The sequence below is a fragment of the Prevotella jejuni genome (assembly GCF_900187995.1).
Taxonomy (GTDB): domain Bacteria; phylum Bacteroidota; class Bacteroidia; order Bacteroidales; family Bacteroidaceae; genus Prevotella; species Prevotella jejuni.
The window spans coordinates 1-17368 of record NZ_FZNZ01000034.1 but is presented as its reverse complement, the minus strand read 5'-3'; the positions used below and the strand labels follow the sequence as shown (position 1 = coordinate 17368).

The following is a 17368-nucleotide window of genomic DNA, read 5'->3' as shown; positions in this document are numbered from 1 at the left end:
TCAATTAATCGTTTTTAGCATTCTTGAATGGAAGTCCGAAGCCCTTCAGCAAAGCATATCCTTCTTCATCAGTCTTAGCAGATGTTACGAAGGTGATGTTCATACCCTGGATACGGTCAACCTGATCGATATTAATCTCTGGGAAAATAATCTGCTCGGTAATACCGAGAGTATAATTTCCACGACCATCGAACTTGCTCTCGATACCCTTGAAGTCACGAATACGTGGCAAAGATACGCGAACGAGCTTCTCGAGGAACTCATACATACGCTCACGACGCAGAGTTACCATTACGCCGATAGGCATCTTCTTACGCAGTTTGAAGTTTGCAATATCCTTCTTTGAATAAGTTGCAACAGCCTTCTGACCTGTAATAGAAGAAATCTCGTTAACAGCAACTTCAATAAGTTTCTTATCCTGAGTTGCATCACCAAGACCCTGATTGATAACAATCTTCTTCAAAACAGGCACCTGCATAGCTGAAGAATAGTTGAACTGCTTCTGCAAAGCAGGAACAATCTGCTCCTTATACTGTTTCTTTAACTGAGCTGTATTCATTACTTAATTTCCTCCCCTGACTTTTTAGCGATACGCTTAACAGTCTTGCCTTCACGTTCAATCTTGATACGTGTAGCCTTACCGCTCTTCGGATCGATGAGACTTAAATTTGAGATATGAATTGCAGCCTCCTGCTTAATGATACCACCCTGTGGGTTAGCAGCAGAAGGTTTTGTGCTTTTAGAGACCATATTCAAGCCCTCTACAATAGCACGTTCCTTATCTGCGATGACCTTAAGCACCTTTCCAGTCTTGCCCTTATCTGCACCAGCAAGAACAATGACCTGATCGTCTTTCTTTATATGGAATTTTGCCATTTTATTATTCTATTTAATAATTAAAGAACCTCAGGTGCCAAAGAAACGACCTTCATGTTCACTGCACGCAGCTCACGAGCAACAGGACCGAAGATACGGCTACCACGAATTTCACCTGCGTTGTTCAGTAATACACATGCATTATCATCGAAGCGGATGTATGAACCATCAGCACGACGAATCTCCTTCTTTGTGCGAACGATCAAAGCCTTTGATACTGCACCCTTTTTCAATTCACTTGATGGGATGACGTTTTGTACAGCAACTACGATAACGTCACCAACACTTGCGTAACGACGGCCAGTACCACCGAGTACACGAATGCACTTAGCTTCACGAGCACCGCTGTTATCACATACTGTAAGTTTTGATTCTGTCTGTATCATAATTACTTAGCTTTTTCTACGATTTGAACTAATCTCCATCTCTTTGTCTTAGAAAGAGGACGAGTCTCCATAATGAGTACTGTATCACCTACATTTGCCTCATTATTCTCGTCATGAGCATGGTACTTCTTTGTCTTCTGGACAAACTTACCATAAATAGGGTGCTTCTCTTTGAACTTAGCTGCAATAACGATGGTTTTATCCATTTTGTTGCTGATAACGACACCCTGTCTTACTTTTCTTAAATTTCTTGTTTCCATCTGGACCATTGTTATTTATTAAGTTCTCTCTGAGAAAGTTCTGTTTTCATACGTGCAATATCACGACGAGCGGCCTTAATCTGAGATGGATTCTCAAGTGGAGTAATCTGATGATTCAGCTTCATTTTTGCAAGAGCTGTCTCAGCATTCTCAATCTTCTCAACCAAATCCTTGGTCTCGAGTTCTTTTACTTCTTTAATCTTCATCTTTCTTAAGCGTTTTTATCGAAATCACGTCTAACAATAAACTTTGTCTTAACAGGCAGCTTCTGTGCAGCGAGACGAAGTGCCTCCTTTGCAATATCAAAGCTTACGCCCTCTACTTCAAAGAGAACACGACCTGGAGTAACTGGTGCAACCCATCCTGCTGGATCACCCTTACCTTTACCCATACGAACATCGGCAGGCTTACGAGTGATTGGTTTATCAGGGAAGATGCGGATCCAGACCTGGCCCTGACGGTTCATATAGCGGTTTACTGCTATACGAGCGGCCTCAATCTGACGGCTGTCGATCCACTTAGCCTCAAGTGTCTTGATGCCGAATGAGCCGAAAGCCAGCTGTGTACCTCTGTGGGCGTTGCCTTTGTTGCCACGTCCGTCTTGAGGTCTTCTATATTTTACTCTTTTTGGCTGTAACATGATAGCTTCTTCTTTTAACGGTTATTGTTTCTTCTACGATTACCTCTTCCAGAACGGCCACCATTGTTAGAACGGCCATTGCTCTTCTCTTGAGTAAAGTTAGGTGTAAGATCTACCTTGTTGTAAACTTCACCACGGCAAATCCATACCTTGATACCCAACAGACCTACCTTAGTAAGGGCTTCTGTCTGACAATAATCGATGTCTGCACGGAATGTATGTAGAGGAGTACGTCCCTCTTTGAACATTTCCTTACGAGCCATTTCGGCACCGTTCAGACGACCTGTAATTTGAACTTTGATACCTTCAGCACCAGCACGCATAGTGTTAGCAACTGCCATCTTGATAGCACGACGGTAAGCTATCTTACCCTCTACCTGGCGAGCGATATTGTTACCAACGATGTTTGCATCAAGTTCAGGTTTCTTAACCTCGAAGATATTAATCTGAATCTCCTTCTTGAAAAGATTCTTCAACTCTTCCTTAAGCTTATCAACATCCTGACCACCTTTACCGATAACGATACCCGGACGAGCGGTGCAAATAGTAATGGTGACGAGCTTCAATGTGCGCTCAATGACAATACGGGAAACGCTTGCTTTTTCCAAACGCTTGTTCAGGTAAGTACGAATCTTACGATCTTCTACGAGATTATCCCCGAAATTCTTGCCACCAAACCAATTTGACTCCCAACCGCGGATGATACCAAGACGGTTGCTAATTGGATTAACTTTCTGTCCCATTCTACTATTTATTTATCATCATTATTAGCGTCATTCTTTGAATCAACGAAAAGAGTGACGTGGTTAGAACGTTTGCGGATTCTGTAGCCACGGCCCTGTGGTGCAGGACGCATGCGCTTCATTGTAACACCTTCATCTACGAAGATCTTAGAGATAAAAAGTTCACCGTCTTCAGCCTTGCGGTCATTCTTTGTCTCCCAGTTGTTAATAGCAGAACGCAGAAGTTTCTCAACATTCTGGGCAGCTGCCTTCTTGGAGAATCTCAGTACGCCAAGGGCACGATTGACTTCCATACCACGAACCATGTCTACAACATAGCGCATCTTACGTGGAGAAGAAGGACAGTCCTTGAGCTTTGCAAAATACTGGCTTCTCAAAGCTTCTTTACGAGCTTCAGCCTTTATATGTTTTCTTGCTCCCATTATATTTTTCTATTTTCTAAATGGATTATGACCTGCTTACCTCTTATTATTACCAGAGTGACCACCAAAACGGCGTGTAGGACTGAACTCACCGAGCTTATGACCTACCATGTTCTCAGTAATGTAAACAGGGATAAATTTATTTCCGTTATGAACTGCAACAGTGTGACCCACAAAATCAGGGGAAATCATTGATGCTCTGGCCCATGTCTTTACTACATTCTGCTTACCACTCTCATTCATAGCAAGAATCTTCTTCTCGAGTGATACGTTGATGTATGGACCTTTTTTTAATGAACGACTCATAATTTACTCTTAATTACTTTGATTACTTCTTGTTAGCTCTCTCAATAATGTACTTGTTTGAAAGCTTCTTAGGTGCACGAGTCTTAAGACCCTTAGCGTACAAGCCCTTACGTGAACGTGGGTGACCACCAGACTGGCGACCTTCACCACCACCCATTGGGTGATCAACAGGGTTCATAACAACACCACGGTTGTGAGGACGACGACCCAACCAACGAGAGCGACCAGCCTTACCAGACTGCTCAAGTGCATGATCAGAGTTACCCACACTACCTACAGTTGCCTTACAAGCTGACAAAATCTGGCGAGTTTCACCAGAAGGAAGCTTGATAACACAATAACTGCCTTCACGAGAAGTAAGCTGAGCAAAATTACCAGCCGAACGAACGAGCAATGCACCCTGACCTGGACGTAACTCAATGTTATGAATTACAGTACCAACAGGAATGTTAGCCAAAGGAAGAGCGTTACCAACCTCAGGTGCTGCCTCAGCACCTGACATCAGTGTTGCACCAACCTGCAGTCCGTTAGGAGCAATAATGTAACGTTTTTCACCATCAGCATAGTATAACAGCGCAATACGAGCTGATCTGTTTGGATCATACTCGATTGTTTTCACTACAGCTGGAACACCATCTTTCTCTCGCTTGAAGTCGATAAGACGATACTTCTTCTTGTGACCACCGCCCATATAGCGGACAGTCATCTTACCGGTGTTGTTTCGACCACCGGTAGAACGTTTACCGTAAACGAGAGACTTCTCTGGCACGGATGCAGTAATATCCTCGAACGTGCCAATAACCTTGTGTCTTTGTCCCGGTGTAACCGGGTTTAATTTACGTACTGCCATTTTTTATTTAAATATTGCTATAAAAATCGATTGAATCGCCATTCTTCAAAGTGACGATAGCCTTCTTGAATGCGTTCTTCTGTCCTTTCACAAGACCTGCCTTGGTATAACGTGCTTGACGCTTACCTGCGTAACGAACGGTATTCACATCTACTACTGTAACGTTGTATAAAGCCTCAACTTCTTTCTTAATCTCAAGCTTGTTGGCCTCAGGCTTAACAATAAAACCATACTTTGGCTGCGCCAAAATAGTTCTCTTCTCACCCTTGTGCTTTACAACCTTATCCTCAGAAGACTTGTCTGTCAACTTGGTCATCTTTTCAGTGACCACTGGTTTAATGATAAATCCCATAATTATTCTTGTCTCCTAATTATTACTTGGTTAAGATTTCGTCAATAACCTTCAGAGAGTTTTCTGTGATAACTACTACATCAGCATTCAAAACTTTGTATGAATTTACCTGTGAAGCAGTCATAACCTCAGCCTTCTGCAGATTACGAGCTGACAAATATACGTTTTTCTCTACTTCTGGCAAAACAAGAAGGACTTTCTTGCTATCAACTTTAAGATTTTTTGCAATGTTTACGAAATCTTTAGTCTTTGGAGCGTCAAGATTGAAATCTTCTACTACAACAATAGCATTGTCCTGTGCCTTATAAGCCAATGCAGACTTACGAGCAAGAACCTTTACCTTCTTATTCAGCTTGAAGCTGTAATCGCGTGGCTTAGGACCGAATACACGACCACCACCTACGAGGACTGGAGAATTGATATCACCACGACGAGCACCGCCGCCGCCCTTCTGACGACCCAACTTACGAGTAGAACCAGCGTGCTCACTTCTTTCCTTTGACTTAGCTGTACCCTGACGCTGATCAGCGAGATACTGCTTAACTGCGAGATAGAGGACGTGATCGTTAGGCTCAATTCCGAAGATATTCTCGTTAAGAGTTACCTTACGGCCGGTCTCCTGACCTTTGATATCTAATACGTTAATATCCATTACTTCTTAATTATTACGGTTGAACCATTACATCCAGCAACACTACCCTTAACAAGGATTAGATTGTGCTCTGGAATAACCTTTAACACCTGAAGGTTCTGAGTTGTTACTCTGTCGCCTCCCATCTGGCCGCCCATGCGCATGCCCTTGAAGACCTTAGCTGGGTAAGAACAAGCACCAATAGAACCCGGCTTACGTGCGCGGTCATCCTGACCGTGAGTAGACTGACCTACACCACCGAATCCGTGACGCTTAACAACACCCTGGAAACCTTTACCCTTAGATGTACCTACAACGTCCACGAACTTAGCATTGTTGAACAATTCAACAGTAATAGTGTCACCGAGGTTATATTCCTCGTCAAACTTGAACTCGGCCAAGTGCTTCTTTGGTGTTGTGCCGGCTTTCTTAAAGTGTCCCTGCTGTGGCTTAGAAGTTCTCTTCTCCTTAGCCTCGCCGAAACCTAACTGAACAGCCTTGTAACCATCCTTTTCTACAGTTTTAACCTGGGTTACAACACAAGGACCAGCTTCGATAACAGTGCACGGAACATTCTTACCGTCGGCACTGAAAACGGATGTCATTCCGATTTTCTTTCCTAATAATCCTGGCATTTCAATTAATGATTTTAAAATGAATGTAAATGCTTTTTTGTATTAATTTGTTTCTTATTGTCAACAGATGACTACACCTTGATTTCAACCTCAACACCTGAAGGCAACTCAAGCTTCATCAAAGCGTCAACAGTCTTTGCTGTAGAGCTATAAATATCAATGAGACGCTTGAAATCTGAGAGCTGGAACTGCTCACGTGACTTCTTGTTAACGAATGTAGAGCGATTTACAGTGTAAATACGCTTGTGTGTTGGCAATGGAATAGGACCGCTAACAATAGCACCTGTTGCCTTTACAGCCTTCACAATCTTCTCTGCTGACTTGTCAACCAACTGGTGGTCGTAAGACTTCAGCTTAATACGAATCTTCTGACTCATGTGTAATTTATTATTTATTATTAATATACATAAAGGTTGCTCCCTCATAAGAGTCATTCGCTATGAGAGAGCATTTCCTTATATTCTTTACTTAACGAGGTCTGAATTACCCTTCAACTCATCAAGAATCTCCTTTGCAAGAGAACTTGATACTGGTGAGTGGTGATCATACTCCATAGAAGAAGTAGCACGACCAGAGGTAATTGTACGGAGAGCAGTTACGTAACCGAACATCTCTGCCAATGGAACCATAGCCTTAACGATACGAGCACCGCTACGAGCTTCTTCCATACCCTGTACGAGACCACGACGCTTGTTCAAGTCACCGATAACATCACCCATGTTCTCCTCTGGAGTAACAACCTCTACCTTCATGATAGGCTCCATAAGAACAGGACCAGCCTTAGGACAAAGAACCTTGAATGCTTGATGAGCAACGAGTTCGAATGACAACTGATCAGAGTCAACTGGGTGGAAAGAACCATCAGTCAAAGTAACCTTAAGACCTGTCAATGGGAAACCACCGAGTACACCACTATTGAGACAGTCTTTGAAACCCTTCTCTACAGATGGAATAAACTCCTTAGGTACGTTACCACCCTTAACGACATTGATAAACTGCAAGTCGCCCTCTTCGTAATCCTCATCTTTTGGCTCGATTGTTACGTCGATGCAAGCAAACTTACCACGACCACCAGACTGCTTCTTATAAGTCTCACGGCTCTGTGCAGCCTTTGTGATAGCCTCTTTATAGTTAACCTGTGGCTTACCCTGATTACACTCTACCTTGAACTCACGCTTCAAACGGTCGATGATAATATCAAGGTGAAGCTCACCCATACCAGAGATAATAGTCTGACCACTCTGCTCGTCAGTACGAACGGTGAATGTTGGATCCTCCTCTGCAAGCTTAGCAAGACCATTATCGAGCTTAGCAACGTCTGCCTGGCTCTTTGGCTCAACTGCAATAGAGATTACAGTATCAGGGAATGTGATAGACTCAAGGATGATTGGTGCATTCTCATCACAGAGGGTATCACCAGTACGAATATCCTTGAAACCTACACCAGCACCGATATCACCTGCGTCGATTGACTCCATAGGGATTTCCTTATTAGAGTTCATCTGGAACAGACGGCTGATACGCTCCTTCTTACCAGAACGTGTATTGAAAACATAAGATCCAGCAGAAACCTTACCTGAGTAGACACGGAAGAACACCAAACGGCCCATGAAAGGATCGGTAGCAATCTTAAATGCCAAAGCTGCAGTAGGCTCATTCTCACTTGGCTTACGAGACTCTTCTTCTTCTGTGTCTGGATTAACACCTACAATAGCTGGTGTATCCAATGGTGAAGGCAAGAAAGCACAAACGTAGTCGAGAAGTGGCTGTACACCCTTGTTCTTGTAAGAAGAACCGAGGAGCATTGGGCAGCATTCCATTGAGATACAACCCTTACGAATAGCTGCAATAAGTTTATCCTCTGGAATATCCTGACCTTCAAGATACATCTCCATCAACTCATCATCGTAGTTAGCTGCACCCTCGAGCAACTTCTCACGCCACTCTGCAGCCTCATCAGCGAGATCAGCTGGAATTTCTTCGATGTCGTATTCAGCACCCATAGTCTCATCGTGCCACAAGATAGCCTTCATCTTGATGAGATCTATAACACCCTTAAAATTCTCCTCAGCACCGATAGGAATCTGAATTGCGATTGGGTTAGCACCAAGAATATCCTTCATCTGCTGTACTGTCTCGTAGAAATCAGCACCAGAGCGGTCCATCTTGTTTACATAACCAATACGTGGAACATTGTACTTATCAGCCTGGCGCCATACAGTCTCTGACTGTGGCTGTACACCATCAGCTGCAGAATAAGTAGCAACTGCACCATCAAGAACACGAAGTGAACGTTCTACCTCAGCAGTAAAGTCAACGTGTCCCGGAGTATCAATCAAGTTAATCTTATAAGACTTGCCAAGGTAGTTCCAGTTACATGTTGTTGCAGCTGATGTGATAGTGATACCACGCTCCTGCTCCTGTGCCATCCAGTCCATGGTAGCAGCACCATCATGCACCTCACCAATCTTGTGAGTCTTACCTGTATAAAAAAGAATACGTTCAGATGTTGTCGTCTTACCGGCATCGATGTGTGCCATAATACCGATATTACGAGTCAAATGTAAATCGTGATTTGCCATTTCCTTTTACCTTATTATAATAACTTGATTAGAATCTGAAGTGAGCAAATGCACGGTTAGCCTCAGCCATGCGGTGCATATCTTCCTTACGCTTGTAAGCACCACCCTGGTTATTGAAAGCATCCATAATCTCTGATGCGAGCTTGTCAGCCATGCTCTTACCACCACGCTTACGTGCGAAAGCAATCATATTCTTCATAGACACACTTTCCTTACGATCAGGACGAATCTCTGTTGGTACCTGGAAAGTAGCACCACCGATACGACGGCTCTTCACCTCTACCTGTGGAGTGATGTTGTCAAGAGCCTGCTTCCACACCTCAAGTGGAGACTTCTCTTCATCCTTCATCTTACCACCTACGATATCGAGGGCTGCATAGAAGATTTCGTATGAGGTATTCTTCTTACCATCATACATCAAATGATTTACGAACTTTGATACCTTCTGATCGTTGAACTTTGGATCTGGAAGGATTACACGCTTCTTTGGTTTTGCTTTTCTCATTTTTTATTTTAAACTTTAATTCTGCGGAGGCTGTCGTCTTTCGTTCTTCAACACCCTCTCTTGGGTATTTACTCAACCTTTGTGATTACAAATCTCCAGCAAAACTGTTTGTTTTTAGTTTGTTCTTTTTGAAAGAGCCTTGGAGCATCGACCATCACCGGCCGTTGCACCTCGGCTTTATGGATTGAAGTTTCTTTGTTGCCTTTGCACAACGCAGATATTACTTCTTAGCTGTCTTTGGACGCTTAGCACCGTACTTAGAACGACGCTGTGTACGATTAGCAACACCAGCGGTATCAAGAGTACCACGAACAATATGATAACGTACACCAGGAAGGTCCTTTACACGACCACCACGAACGAGAACAATACTGTGCTCCTGCAAGTTGTGACCCTCTCCCGGGATGTAAGAGTTAACTTCCTTCTGATTGGTCAAACGAACACGGGCAACCTTACGCATTGCCGAATTAGGCTTCTTAGGAGTTGTTGTGTAAACACGAACACAAACGCCACGACGCTGTGGACAGTTGTCCAAAGCCGGAGACTTGCTCTTGTCTACGATGTCCTTTCTGCCTTTTCTTACTAATTGTGAAATAGTAGGCATAATTTTACTTTTTATTGTTATATATTTATTTTGTTTATTTTCAATCCATTACAAACAAGTGCGATATAACCCAAAAGCCTATAATTCACACTGTTGTTTCGGGTTGCAAAGGTACAAATATTCCCTCAAACGACCTAATAATAAGAAAGATAATAAGCTCGCAAAACACTTTTGTTAACAATAAATAACTTTTTACTTATTATTTAACATTACTCATCCCACTCCAACAAGCGAGTTCATGACAATTATGAGGAGAACTATCCCCGTTATGACGACATAAAGCCAGTCACGTTGAATGCTGAAATCTACCAAAGATAATACAACACGCATTACTGGTGTGAGCATGAGAACGACTACGCCTAATTGTACCCAACCAGTAGCTGACATCGCAAATACCGACTTGAAGATGCCTTCAAAGGTTGTATAACTTTCATCTCCTTTATAGAAAACCTTATAATCTGGTAATGCTGATCCCAAAGTACTTACAACATACCAGATACCGCCTATCAAGGCTATAATACATGCCGTAAAGACTCCAATACGCAAGGTGTTACCTATCAGAGTATTCATATCATTCTTAGTGTTTGTATTTTCTTCCATATTAGAACTTTCCTATTATACCATTATATATCATGTTTAATGCAGCCAGCAGTATGGCTACAGCAAATATCTTTCTCAACACTTTTACATCTAAGTGTTTCAGTAACTTTGCTCCACTCATTGCACCTGCTAACACACCTACCATTATTGGGAAGGCAAGACCTGGCTCTATATAACCACGCTGTAGATAAACGACGGCGGAGGTTACAGCTGTCACACCTATCATGAAATTACTCGTAGTGGTACTGACCTTAAATGGGACTTTCATATATCCGTCCATTGCCAACACCTTCAACGCTCCACTACCAATTCCTAATAGTCCTGACAAGGCTCCAGCAAGTACCATCACAGAAAAGCCGCCCGACACGTTGGTTAGCTCATATTTTTGCGACCTACCTTCTTTCGTAGGATAGGAGCCAAAAAGCTTCAGTTTCATCGCTAACCGACTACCTTTTACATTGACGTAATCGGCTTTCTGACGAAATTGTAAGACTATTGTGAGAAGGAGAACTGCGCCGAAAACGATAGCTATACCATTGGTGGGCATCCACAAAGCAACTGCAGCTCCTATAACGGCACCAATACTTGTTGCTATCTCAAGAAACATTCCTAACCGGATATTGGTCATCCCTTCTTTTACATAAGCACTGGCCGAACCTGAAGAGGTTGCAATGGATGCTACTAAAGCTGCTCCAATAGCATAATGGAAATCGATACCGAAAACTAAAGTGAGCAGAGGAATAACTATTACTCCTCCTCCTAAACCTGTCAAGGAACCTAACAAACCAGCACAATAGGCACCTAATAATAATAGAATAGTAAATACAATAATACTCATTGAGATATTTTTTTTGTTTGCAAAAGTAAGTAATTAGTCTGAAAATAAAGAGCGCCCATCAAAAAATCATATATTATTAATAACTCTATTCTGCTAATCGCTACTAATTAATATAAACTTAACTTTCTGAGAGAAATACGATTATCCCTTTTTTATCTTTAGTGAACAAGTTATTTATAACATATTGTAAAATTTCCTATTCTGTTCTGTGTCTTCCCCACTCTACATCCACCAACACAGAGAATCCTTTTTAACTCTCAACCTGAAGACGTCCCTTAATCTTGTAACAGAATATAGCATGATTCGTTCTTACGGATATAGCGTTCTTACAAATTATGGAGTCATAATGTTTCTTCCTAAACGAGGTGAAATATTACACATGATACAAGAATAAATTTCATTTCTAGTTGCTGTCATATTTAACACTTTGTGTTACTTCACTGAAGACTAACGAGTTAAGTAAATGGATTGCATGACAGAAATGACAGCAAACTTGATTTTATCTGAACTACCTTACTATGACAATATTAATCAAAGTTTACTGAGACCGGATATTGCAAAGACTAAACAAGAACTCTTAGCCAGAAGTTAATAGACAAAGTAACAGAATGAACGATGCGAGATGGAGAAACAGGTTTTATCTTATTCTTCTTAGAACGAGACATAAAGGGACTTTCTTTTACATGAGGGGCTTTCAAATAATTTAAAAGGTCTACCATATATATAATGTGAAACTAGCGAACTCTAAGCGATTATGTTTTTATTATCTAAGATTTCTATAATTACCCACACGATTCGTTATAGAGCCAATCAAAAGGCATGGTTGTCTTGCCGTCAAAGAAGGCACAAAGCAGCAGTTTGTAACCCAATACGCACCTACCTTTTACATGGTCAAAAACAAGACTGAGACCCTCCACTCTCACACCACTCTTCTCAAGCACAGTATCATCTATAATGAAACATGTCGTAGTATTGGTTTGAGGAGCTTCGCCATACTTACGCAAGAGACACATATAACACAGGGCAAAGTGGTTCATCAAGCGCGTCCAATCCATCTGCGGACGAATCATCATCCGATAGAAACTGTTCTTACCATGATTTGAAAGCTCATATATCTTACGTTTGCATATGCTGTGGATGCTCTCACCCACAATGCGGAAGAGGCAAAGAGAAAGGAACAACTCCGAAGCGGAAACCCCGTCATGTTTCTCCAATGACAAGCGAGATAACAGGTGTCCGATGCCAAACTTGCCAAAAAGAAGAAATAAATCATCACTCATTTGTGTTTTAACACTCAAAAGTTTGGATAACTCACTTATTTTCTCTATTTTTGCTTCCATAACAGTTTTGTTGTTTTGTCTTTGAAATCAGTTGTTTTGCGATTACTAATTTACAAAGAAAATTCGACAAACTGTTATTTTTCTATCTATCTATTAGGGTGGGAAACTTTAGTAATTAGCTTGCTGAGAGAGAATTCGCCGTATGGATGTGCATGTGGATTGTTATAAGAAAGTTAATATGCAAGGAGTATGAACTTTTAAGATAGAAGGCTATAAAATTCAAGTTCATGCGAATGATGTAGACTCTTTACCTTATTTCTTCCCATACTCATACTCTTGATAATAAACTATCTATAGATAAACTGTAATGTTTCTAAAGTTCATAATGAAACTCAAGTTGATAAGTTAGGCAAAAATTCTCTGAAAAAATATAAATGATGAAAGTACTTCATATAGATAAAACGAAGATTATATGTGATTTCAAGAGATTAAGTGATATTTGGGACAGTTCAAATAATATCACTCTGTCACTTAATATAAGGCAACAAGATTTTGATTTTGTTGTAAGAAGATTAATAACATCTTTACCAAATGACTTAGCCTATAGTATAATGTCAGAAATCGCAGAGTGTGAGAACTTAAATGAAGAACTTATGCAGCTTATATATGACAAAGGAGATAAAGGATGTAAAGTTGCGATTTGTTTAAATAAGAATTTGTCTCAAGAGTTACAGAAATATTGTGAGCAGTCTAATGATGTTGATATTAAGGAACATTATCAACAGAGAGAATGACAAACGATGATAAATGAAAACAGATAACTAATTTAGAACAGGTTAGTCAGTATGATTGCATGACAAACGGTGAATATGTTTATGACTGGTATGGCAACATTATTCAATAAGCTGATCACGATATCCATACTGACCTCAGTAACCATAAGGGTATCTGTGATTTCATTCCTTTCTGTCAGTTAGGACAGTACGAAGACTATGGGTCTCGCCTCTACTACAACAATTTTAGATATACATGTTACAAGAAATTAAAGTAAATAGGGATAGGTACTACAAAGTTGGTTACTATCCAGAACTCAAACATTATATTTTAGCCAAAACAATTACTTGGATTGCTTGGTATGAAAGGTATTATTCTATTTCGGAAGACAAGTATAAATGGTTTAATAATGATATAGATAAATTAAATCATTTGGCGGATGAGTTATATCATTCAGGAATATCTACTCCTCGTTTTACCTTTTCTGAAATGAGTACTGAGAACAACTATTATCAGACAATACTATTAAATAAAGTGTTTCAGAGAAGCATTAAAAACAAACCTCAACAAAATGAAGAGCACTATTCTGAGATTATACAGATATGTCATATAAATATGAACGAACGGTTCCTGTGAGTCCTAATTTGTTATATATCAAAGATAAAGTAGGTTTAGAAGTAGTATTATAGCATAAAAAATGAACCAGCAATCCATGTTGGAATTAATCAATAAGAATGAATATGAAAAGAATAACTATTTTATTTGTGTGCCTATTTGGGGTATTAGGTAGTGGTTACTGTCAAGAAAAACGTCTTTATGACCATTATTATCTAACCATGAAGGCAATAAAAGAAGGCAATCTATCTGACTTTGAAAACAACGTTAAACATATAAAGAATATTGACTCCTTGTGTCACACAGATACTGACCATTCCTATACCTTGTTAGGTTATGCTTGTCTTTATCAAAACAAGCGTTTTATTCAAAGACTCATAGGAATGAAGGCCAACACAGAATGTGTATATTCTGATGATATGTATTGCTATGATGCTCTGTATATAGCAGTAGATAAGGGAAACTGTGAACTGGTAAAGTTGTTTTTGTCATTAGGCGCCAACCCCAACGAGGCTTATAATGAGGATGGACTTTGTCCTTTAGCAATGAGTTGCAATACGAACAACTTTCCAGTTGCTTGTCTTCTTTTACAATATGGAGCAAAGGCAAATGGCTTGGGTAACCTTGGTGGAGACTATATAACTTATCCTCTAATAATTGCAGTAGACAAGAATAATATAAACATGGTGAAAGTCTTATTGAAGTATGGGGCAAGAACAAAGGTGAGAGATAAGAGCGGAATATCACCTCTATTCATTGCTCGTCGTCATAAGAATGTTGAAATGATAAAACTATTGGAAAGATCGCGATAGGCAGCAATGTTCTATCTCAGTGATTAAGCGAGAATTTGATTCCTACCTTCTAATTTCAAATATCCCTTATAGGTTGGCAAACTTGTAGAGCCTATTGGATAGAGTGGAAGGCGGCTAATATAGGATGCTTACAATTAAGTATATACCCAAATATTAGATAACTATTGGTTCCACATAAAAGTGCTTCATACCCACATTAGTAGAAAGACTATTTCGTCCTTAAGATTTAGACATTAAAAGGTTGTTTGGTATGGGAAGGTCGCTTATATGCTGGTAATAAATTAAACATTCAATGTGTATGGATTTTTCGATTGTAACAGATACTGCTGGTGCCAATGTTTCCGAACTGGGAACAGCTTTAAGGGATTTACTGACGGATAAGGTAAACCAGAAATACGACAAGTATGATATCAGTATTGGCATTGCCATTCGCTGTTTACCAGAGTCTTACGGGAGGAAATCCTTTGTTCGCTATACGAAATCCGACAATTATTTAACAATAGATTTCTGTGTTTCTGTTGAAGACTATGAGACAAAATATAAAGTAGAACAAAAGTTCGAACTGGGGAAAGTGTTTCTTCTATGGTTAGACAAGGGACTTACAAATAAAACCTTCAAAGAGAATAATCCTGACTTTGATAATGAGTCCTTTAAAGATTACGTTGTAATGTTAGGAGAAGAAAATGGATGGTTTAGCGATACTATTAACTGGGAATTAGAATTTACCTAACAAGAAAGTGATAGAACTGATACATTCTTCCCTATTTACCACGAGTAAACACGCAAGTTCAACATGGAACCGCAACCCCAAGTGCTGGTGTAGCTTAATGATCCATACCTGAAAACACTGAGGGGCTTGGGGGTGAGCAGCTCCCATGAGTGGAAAATCAATGAGCAATGCATAAAAAAAGAGACCTCCGTCTCCCAAAGATTAATTAATTTTACATTGCAATGTACAAATAATTAACCTCGGAACAAAGGTGCACAATTTCTGTGCTACTCCAAAATAGAACGAAACAAAAAGAGATAACCAAGGCGATAAATGTAAGTGCAAGTACAGTGTCTCGCGAGAAAAGACATAATAGTGGAGTCAGAAGACACTATAATTGGGAAACTGCTCAAGCAAATGCAGTACAAATAAGGCGCAGAAAGCCACGCAATCGTTCAGTCGACAAGAATGGCATGGAAGAGGCGAAACGCCTTCTTATTACCGAGCAATGGTCTCCAGAACAAATATCTGGTGTATTGGTCAAGGACGGCAAGTATATTAGCCATGAGCTCATATACCGTATGATACGTAAGGACAACTTATATTCTTATCACAAAAACCCAATTTTAAGGAATCAGGATTGATTACATATTCTCCTTTTAAATCAAAGATAAGGTAATGCCAACTTTCAGAAATACTGATAAGCGAAATCATCAATTTGTGTTTTAATGCATTTGGATTTATCTTACCAAGATAACTAAACTGATTACTATCCTTGTCTTTCTCTATGATTTCCAGTCTGCTAACAAACGACCAATATCCTCCAATTACACATACGATGATTAAATTCAGAACCATTGAAACATCCACAATCCCTATAGCGAGCATAAGCATAGTTTCTTCTGTGAATGTCTCAATATTCATAAGGCTATGTATGACATCTTTACAAAAGACGTATGAATACATTCCCATCACTACGCACATACCGATATAAACAGGAACTTGAAGCCATCGGCTTTGATATATGCACCACTCTATAGTCTTTTCAATTTTGTTACTCATAAATATTGTCTTTAAAGTGTTTGTATTAAGTAATCAACGATCTTTGAATGACGTAGATGAATTTTATCTTTATCCCAAATTAGGTCTTTTTCCGTCATTCCTAAAACTTCCCTTTGCTGCCGCAAGTATGTATAACTTTCTCGCTTTTTCTGGAATCTTTCATTGCTTAATGATATGTTATGGCTACCAGACAGTAGCAAGTAGTTTCCCAAACATTCCAAATAACGATTATAGAAGTCCTCATCATAAGAGCAATATCCATTATTCGGTTCTTTGTTTTCTGTTTGTGGCGCGATATGTTCAAGATGAGGTTGCTCAATGTCGTCATATCTCAACATCTTATATCCTGCTTTCCCACATTGAATAAGGTGATTTTCATATTTCCATAAGAGTATTTTGGCTGTATTGTGGTTCATTCCCATATTTAGAGTACGTAATAATTCATCATTATTCCAATAGCCCCACCAGTCTTTTCTACTCTTCATCCATTGGATGTGATTGACTACTGTTTTAGCACTATTATCCATATTCTTATAACATTCAGTTAAACGCCACAAAAGATTAGCTCGTGTACCTATAATCCGATGACGGAGGAATATTTGTTCTAATGCTCTTGCTAATTCTTCTAGTTCTTTTTGAGGCATTCCTTTTAACAATGCTTTGATAACAAAAGGGAACATAATACTTCGATCTGCTGCAATTAGCAAAGCATGATAAGTGATATTTTTCTTTGTTTCATCTAAAAAGTTGCTTATTTGACTAAAACAAGACGATAGTAGCTGCGTAAATTCTCTAATGAATGATATACAACTATCGGCTTTGCCTAATTCTTTGTTTACAAAGTCTGTTGAGCCTATGTCGTCCAAAGAGTTTCGATAAACTTTTA

General features: G+C 39.9%; 25 protein-coding genes and 2 pseudogenes. 5 read left to right on the top strand and 22 right to left on the bottom strand.

The genetic code is table 11. The features are described 5' to 3' along the window. Nucleotides 1-4: 4 nt before the first annotated feature. The 20 genes and pseudogenes from rplE to CHB62_RS11580 form a co-directional block, all read right to left on the bottom strand. Complete coding sequence (rplE, locus tag CHB62_RS11675; RefSeq protein ID WP_004383896.1) at nucleotides 5-559, bottom strand: 50S ribosomal protein L5; 555 nt, start codon at nucleotides 557-559, stop codon at nucleotides 5-7. Continuing rightward, nucleotides 559-876, bottom strand: a complete 318-nt coding sequence (gene rplX / locus CHB62_RS11670; protein ID WP_004383897.1) for a 50S ribosomal protein L24 — start codon at nucleotides 874-876, stop codon at nucleotides 559-561. The genes rplE and rplX overlap by 1 nt, the downstream gene beginning before the upstream one ends. Before the next feature lie 20 nt (nucleotides 877-896). Then, on the bottom strand, nucleotides 897-1262 hold the full coding sequence (gene rplN, locus CHB62_RS11665; RefSeq protein WP_004352833.1) for a 50S ribosomal protein L14: 366 nt from the start codon (nucleotides 1260-1262) through the stop codon (nucleotides 897-899). Nucleotides 1263-1264: 2 nt separating this feature from the next. Next, entirely contained in the window at nucleotides 1265-1531 is a 267-nt protein-coding gene (gene rpsQ / locus CHB62_RS11660) for a 30S ribosomal protein S17 (protein WP_089366982.1), read from the bottom strand. A gap of 2 nt (nucleotides 1532-1533) precedes the next feature. Beyond that, nucleotides 1534-1728, bottom strand: a complete 195-nt coding sequence (gene rpmC, locus CHB62_RS11655; RefSeq protein ID WP_004361614.1) for a 50S ribosomal protein L29 — start codon at nucleotides 1726-1728, stop codon at nucleotides 1534-1536. Between the two features lie 5 nt (nucleotides 1729-1733). After that, complete coding sequence (gene rplP / locus CHB62_RS11650) at nucleotides 1734-2162, bottom strand: 50S ribosomal protein L16 (RefSeq protein WP_004361613.1); 429 nt, start codon at nucleotides 2160-2162, stop codon at nucleotides 1734-1736. Between the two features lie 14 nt (nucleotides 2163-2176). Next, nucleotides 2177-2905 carry a 30S ribosomal protein S3 gene (gene rpsC, locus CHB62_RS11645; protein WP_004352815.1) on the bottom strand — a complete coding sequence of 243 codons (729 nt, stop codon included), beginning with the start codon at nucleotides 2903-2905 and terminating at the stop codon, nucleotides 2177-2179. An 8-nt stretch (nucleotides 2906-2913) separates the two neighbouring features. Further along, a complete protein-coding gene (gene rplV / locus CHB62_RS11640) occupies nucleotides 2914-3327 on the bottom strand; it encodes a 50S ribosomal protein L22 (RefSeq protein WP_004383898.1) in 414 nt (137 codons plus the stop codon). A 36-nt stretch (nucleotides 3328-3363) separates the two neighbouring features. Further along, nucleotides 3364-3633, bottom strand: coding sequence for a 30S ribosomal protein S19 (gene rpsS, locus CHB62_RS11635; protein WP_004361611.1), 270 nt, complete (start codon nucleotides 3631-3633; stop codon nucleotides 3364-3366). A 22-nt stretch (nucleotides 3634-3655) separates the two neighbouring features. Next, nucleotides 3656-4483 carry a 50S ribosomal protein L2 gene (gene rplB / locus CHB62_RS11630; RefSeq protein WP_004361610.1) on the bottom strand — a complete coding sequence of 276 codons (828 nt, stop codon included), beginning with the start codon at nucleotides 4481-4483 and terminating at the stop codon, nucleotides 3656-3658. Between the two features lie 7 nt (nucleotides 4484-4490). Beyond that, nucleotides 4491-4835, bottom strand: coding sequence for a 50S ribosomal protein L23 (rplW, locus tag CHB62_RS11625; protein ID WP_009012400.1), 345 nt, complete (start codon nucleotides 4833-4835; stop codon nucleotides 4491-4493). A gap of 22 nt (nucleotides 4836-4857) precedes the next feature. Then, complete coding sequence (gene rplD / locus CHB62_RS11620; RefSeq protein WP_004383901.1) at nucleotides 4858-5487, bottom strand: 50S ribosomal protein L4; 630 nt, start codon at nucleotides 5485-5487, stop codon at nucleotides 4858-4860. Next, nucleotides 5487-6101 (bottom strand): 50S ribosomal protein L3, encoded by a 615-nt coding sequence (gene rplC, locus CHB62_RS11615; RefSeq protein WP_009012399.1) that lies wholly within the window; start codon nucleotides 6099-6101, stop codon nucleotides 5487-5489. The genes rplD and rplC overlap by 1 nt, the downstream gene beginning before the upstream one ends. 71 nt (nucleotides 6102-6172) lie before the next feature. Continuing rightward, nucleotides 6173-6478 carry a 30S ribosomal protein S10 gene (gene rpsJ / locus CHB62_RS11610; protein ID WP_004352787.1) on the bottom strand — a complete coding sequence of 102 codons (306 nt, stop codon included), beginning with the start codon at nucleotides 6476-6478 and terminating at the stop codon, nucleotides 6173-6175. A gap of 87 nt (nucleotides 6479-6565) precedes the next feature. Beyond that, nucleotides 6566-8683, bottom strand: coding sequence for an elongation factor G (fusA, locus tag CHB62_RS11605; protein ID WP_009012398.1), 2118 nt, complete (start codon nucleotides 8681-8683; stop codon nucleotides 6566-6568). Nucleotides 8684-8711: 28 nt separating this feature from the next. Then, the gene (gene rpsG, locus CHB62_RS11600; RefSeq protein ID WP_008821977.1) at nucleotides 8712-9188 is read right to left on the bottom strand and encodes a 30S ribosomal protein S7; all 477 of its coding nucleotides are present in this window, start codon (nucleotides 9186-9188) and stop codon (nucleotides 8712-8714) included. Between the two features lie 220 nt (nucleotides 9189-9408). After that, the gene (gene rpsL, locus CHB62_RS11595) at nucleotides 9409-9792 is read right to left on the bottom strand and encodes a 30S ribosomal protein S12 (RefSeq protein WP_089366981.1); all 384 of its coding nucleotides are present in this window, start codon (nucleotides 9790-9792) and stop codon (nucleotides 9409-9411) included. 213 nt (nucleotides 9793-10005) lie between these two features. After that, nucleotides 10006-10392, bottom strand: coding sequence for a DUF1634 domain-containing protein (locus tag CHB62_RS11590; protein ID WP_089366980.1), 387 nt, complete (start codon nucleotides 10390-10392; stop codon nucleotides 10006-10008). 1 nt (nucleotide 10393) lies between these two features. After that, nucleotides 10394-11230 carry a sulfite exporter TauE/SafE family protein gene (locus CHB62_RS11585; protein ID WP_089366979.1) on the bottom strand — a complete coding sequence of 279 codons (837 nt, stop codon included), beginning with the start codon at nucleotides 11228-11230 and terminating at the stop codon, nucleotides 10394-10396. A 785-nt stretch (nucleotides 11231-12015) separates the two neighbouring features. Beyond that, nucleotides 12016-12570 (bottom strand): annotated as a pseudogene (locus CHB62_RS11580) (IS4 family transposase); the annotation flags it as partial. Nucleotides 12571-12944: 374 nt separating this feature from the next. Here CHB62_RS11580 and CHB62_RS11575 point away from each other — a divergent pair. From CHB62_RS11575 to CHB62_RS15525, 5 genes and pseudogenes are all read left to right on the top strand, one after another. Beyond that, entirely contained in the window at nucleotides 12945-13304 is a 360-nt protein-coding gene (locus tag CHB62_RS11575; protein ID WP_233251260.1) for a hypothetical protein, read from the top strand. Between the two features lie 235 nt (nucleotides 13305-13539). Further along, a complete protein-coding gene (locus CHB62_RS11570; RefSeq protein WP_089366978.1) occupies nucleotides 13540-13920 on the top strand; it encodes a hypothetical protein in 381 nt (126 codons plus the stop codon). 104 nt (nucleotides 13921-14024) lie between these two features. Beyond that, entirely contained in the window at nucleotides 14025-14711 is a 687-nt protein-coding gene (locus tag CHB62_RS11565; protein WP_317042980.1) for an ankyrin repeat domain-containing protein, read from the top strand. A 298-nt stretch (nucleotides 14712-15009) separates the two neighbouring features. Then, on the top strand, nucleotides 15010-15441 hold the full coding sequence (locus tag CHB62_RS11560) for an Imm44 family immunity protein (RefSeq protein ID WP_089366976.1): 432 nt from the start codon (nucleotides 15010-15012) through the stop codon (nucleotides 15439-15441). Between the two features lie 257 nt (nucleotides 15442-15698). Next, a pseudogene (locus CHB62_RS15525) lies at nucleotides 15699-16016 on the top strand (IS30 family transposase); the annotation flags it as partial. Here the strand turns inward: CHB62_RS15525 and CHB62_RS11550 are convergent. Together CHB62_RS11550 and CHB62_RS11545 are read right to left on the bottom strand one after the other, a co-directional pair. Next, complete coding sequence (locus tag CHB62_RS11550) at nucleotides 15991-16482, bottom strand: YqhA family protein (RefSeq protein WP_240616230.1); 492 nt, start codon at nucleotides 16480-16482, stop codon at nucleotides 15991-15993. The pseudogene CHB62_RS15525 and the gene CHB62_RS11550 sit on opposite strands and share 26 nt — an antisense overlap. An 11-nt stretch (nucleotides 16483-16493) precedes the next feature. Then, nucleotides 16494-17368: HNH endonuclease family protein (locus CHB62_RS11545; protein WP_141240427.1), on the bottom strand; the 875-nt coding region annotated here is incomplete at its 5' end.

Bases quoted from the DNA above. Each gene is read 5' to 3' on its own strand.
- rpsJ (WP_004352787.1), bottom strand. From the start codon at position 6,478: ATGAGTCAGAAGATTCGTATTAAGCTGAAGTCTTACGACCACCAGTTG.
- rplD (WP_004383901.1), bottom strand. From the start codon at position 5,487: ATGGATATTAACGTATTAGATATCAAAGGTCAGGAGACCGGCCGTAAG.
- rpsQ (WP_089366982.1), bottom strand. From the start codon at position 1,531: ATGGTCCAGATGGAAACAAGAAATTTAAGAAAAGTAAGACAGGGTGTC.
- rplP (WP_004361613.1), bottom strand. From the start codon at position 2,162: ATGTTACAGCCAAAAAGAGTAAAATATAGAAGACCTCAAGACGGACGT.
- CHB62_RS11565 (WP_317042980.1), top strand. From the start codon at position 14,025: ATGAAAAGAATAACTATTTTATTTGTGTGCCTATTTGGGGTATTAGGT.
- rpsG (WP_008821977.1), bottom strand. From the start codon at position 9,188: ATGAGAAAAGCAAAACCAAAGAAGCGTGTAATCCTTCCAGATCCAAAG.
- CHB62_RS11570 (WP_089366978.1), top strand. From the start codon at position 13,540: ATGTTACAAGAAATTAAAGTAAATAGGGATAGGTACTACAAAGTTGGT.
- rplB (WP_004361610.1), bottom strand. From the start codon at position 4,483: ATGGCAGTACGTAAATTAAACCCGGTTACACCGGGACAAAGACACAAG.
- fusA (WP_009012398.1), bottom strand. From the start codon at position 8,683: ATGGCAAATCACGATTTACATTTGACTCGTAATATCGGTATTATGGCA.
- rplV (WP_004383898.1), bottom strand. From the start codon at position 3,327: ATGGGAGCAAGAAAACATATAAAGGCTGAAGCTCGTAAAGAAGCTTTG.
- rplE (WP_004383896.1), bottom strand. From the start codon at position 559: ATGAATACAGCTCAGTTAAAGAAACAGTATAAGGAGCAGATTGTTCCT.
- rplX (WP_004383897.1), bottom strand. From the start codon at position 876: ATGGCAAAATTCCATATAAAGAAAGACGATCAGGTCATTGTTCTTGCT.
- rplN (WP_004352833.1), bottom strand. From the start codon at position 1,262: ATGATACAGACAGAATCAAAACTTACAGTATGTGATAACAGCGGTGCT.
- rplC (WP_009012399.1), bottom strand. From the start codon at position 6,101: ATGCCAGGATTATTAGGAAAGAAAATCGGAATGACATCCGTTTTCAGT.
- rpsS (WP_004361611.1), bottom strand. From the start codon at position 3,633: ATGAGTCGTTCATTAAAAAAAGGTCCATACATCAACGTATCACTCGAG.
- CHB62_RS11575 (WP_233251260.1), top strand. From the start codon at position 12,945: ATGATGAAAGTACTTCATATAGATAAAACGAAGATTATATGTGATTTC.
- CHB62_RS11550 (WP_240616230.1), bottom strand. From the start codon at position 16,482: ATGAGTAACAAAATTGAAAAGACTATAGAGTGGTGCATATATCAAAGC.
- rpsL (WP_089366981.1), bottom strand. From the start codon at position 9,792: ATGCCTACTATTTCACAATTAGTAAGAAAAGGCAGAAAGGACATCGTA.
- CHB62_RS11585 (WP_089366979.1), bottom strand. From the start codon at position 11,230: ATGAGTATTATTGTATTTACTATTCTATTATTATTAGGTGCCTATTGT.
- rpmC (WP_004361614.1), bottom strand. From the start codon at position 1,728: ATGAAGATTAAAGAAGTAAAAGAACTCGAGACCAAGGATTTGGTTGAG.
- CHB62_RS11590 (WP_089366980.1), bottom strand. From the start codon at position 10,392: ATGGAAGAAAATACAAACACTAAGAATGATATGAATACTCTGATAGGT.
- rplW (WP_009012400.1), bottom strand. From the start codon at position 4,835: ATGGGATTTATCATTAAACCAGTGGTCACTGAAAAGATGACCAAGTTG.
- rpsC (WP_004352815.1), bottom strand. From the start codon at position 2,905: ATGGGACAGAAAGTTAATCCAATTAGCAACCGTCTTGGTATCATCCGC.
- CHB62_RS11560 (WP_089366976.1), top strand. From the start codon at position 15,010: ATGGATTTTTCGATTGTAACAGATACTGCTGGTGCCAATGTTTCCGAA.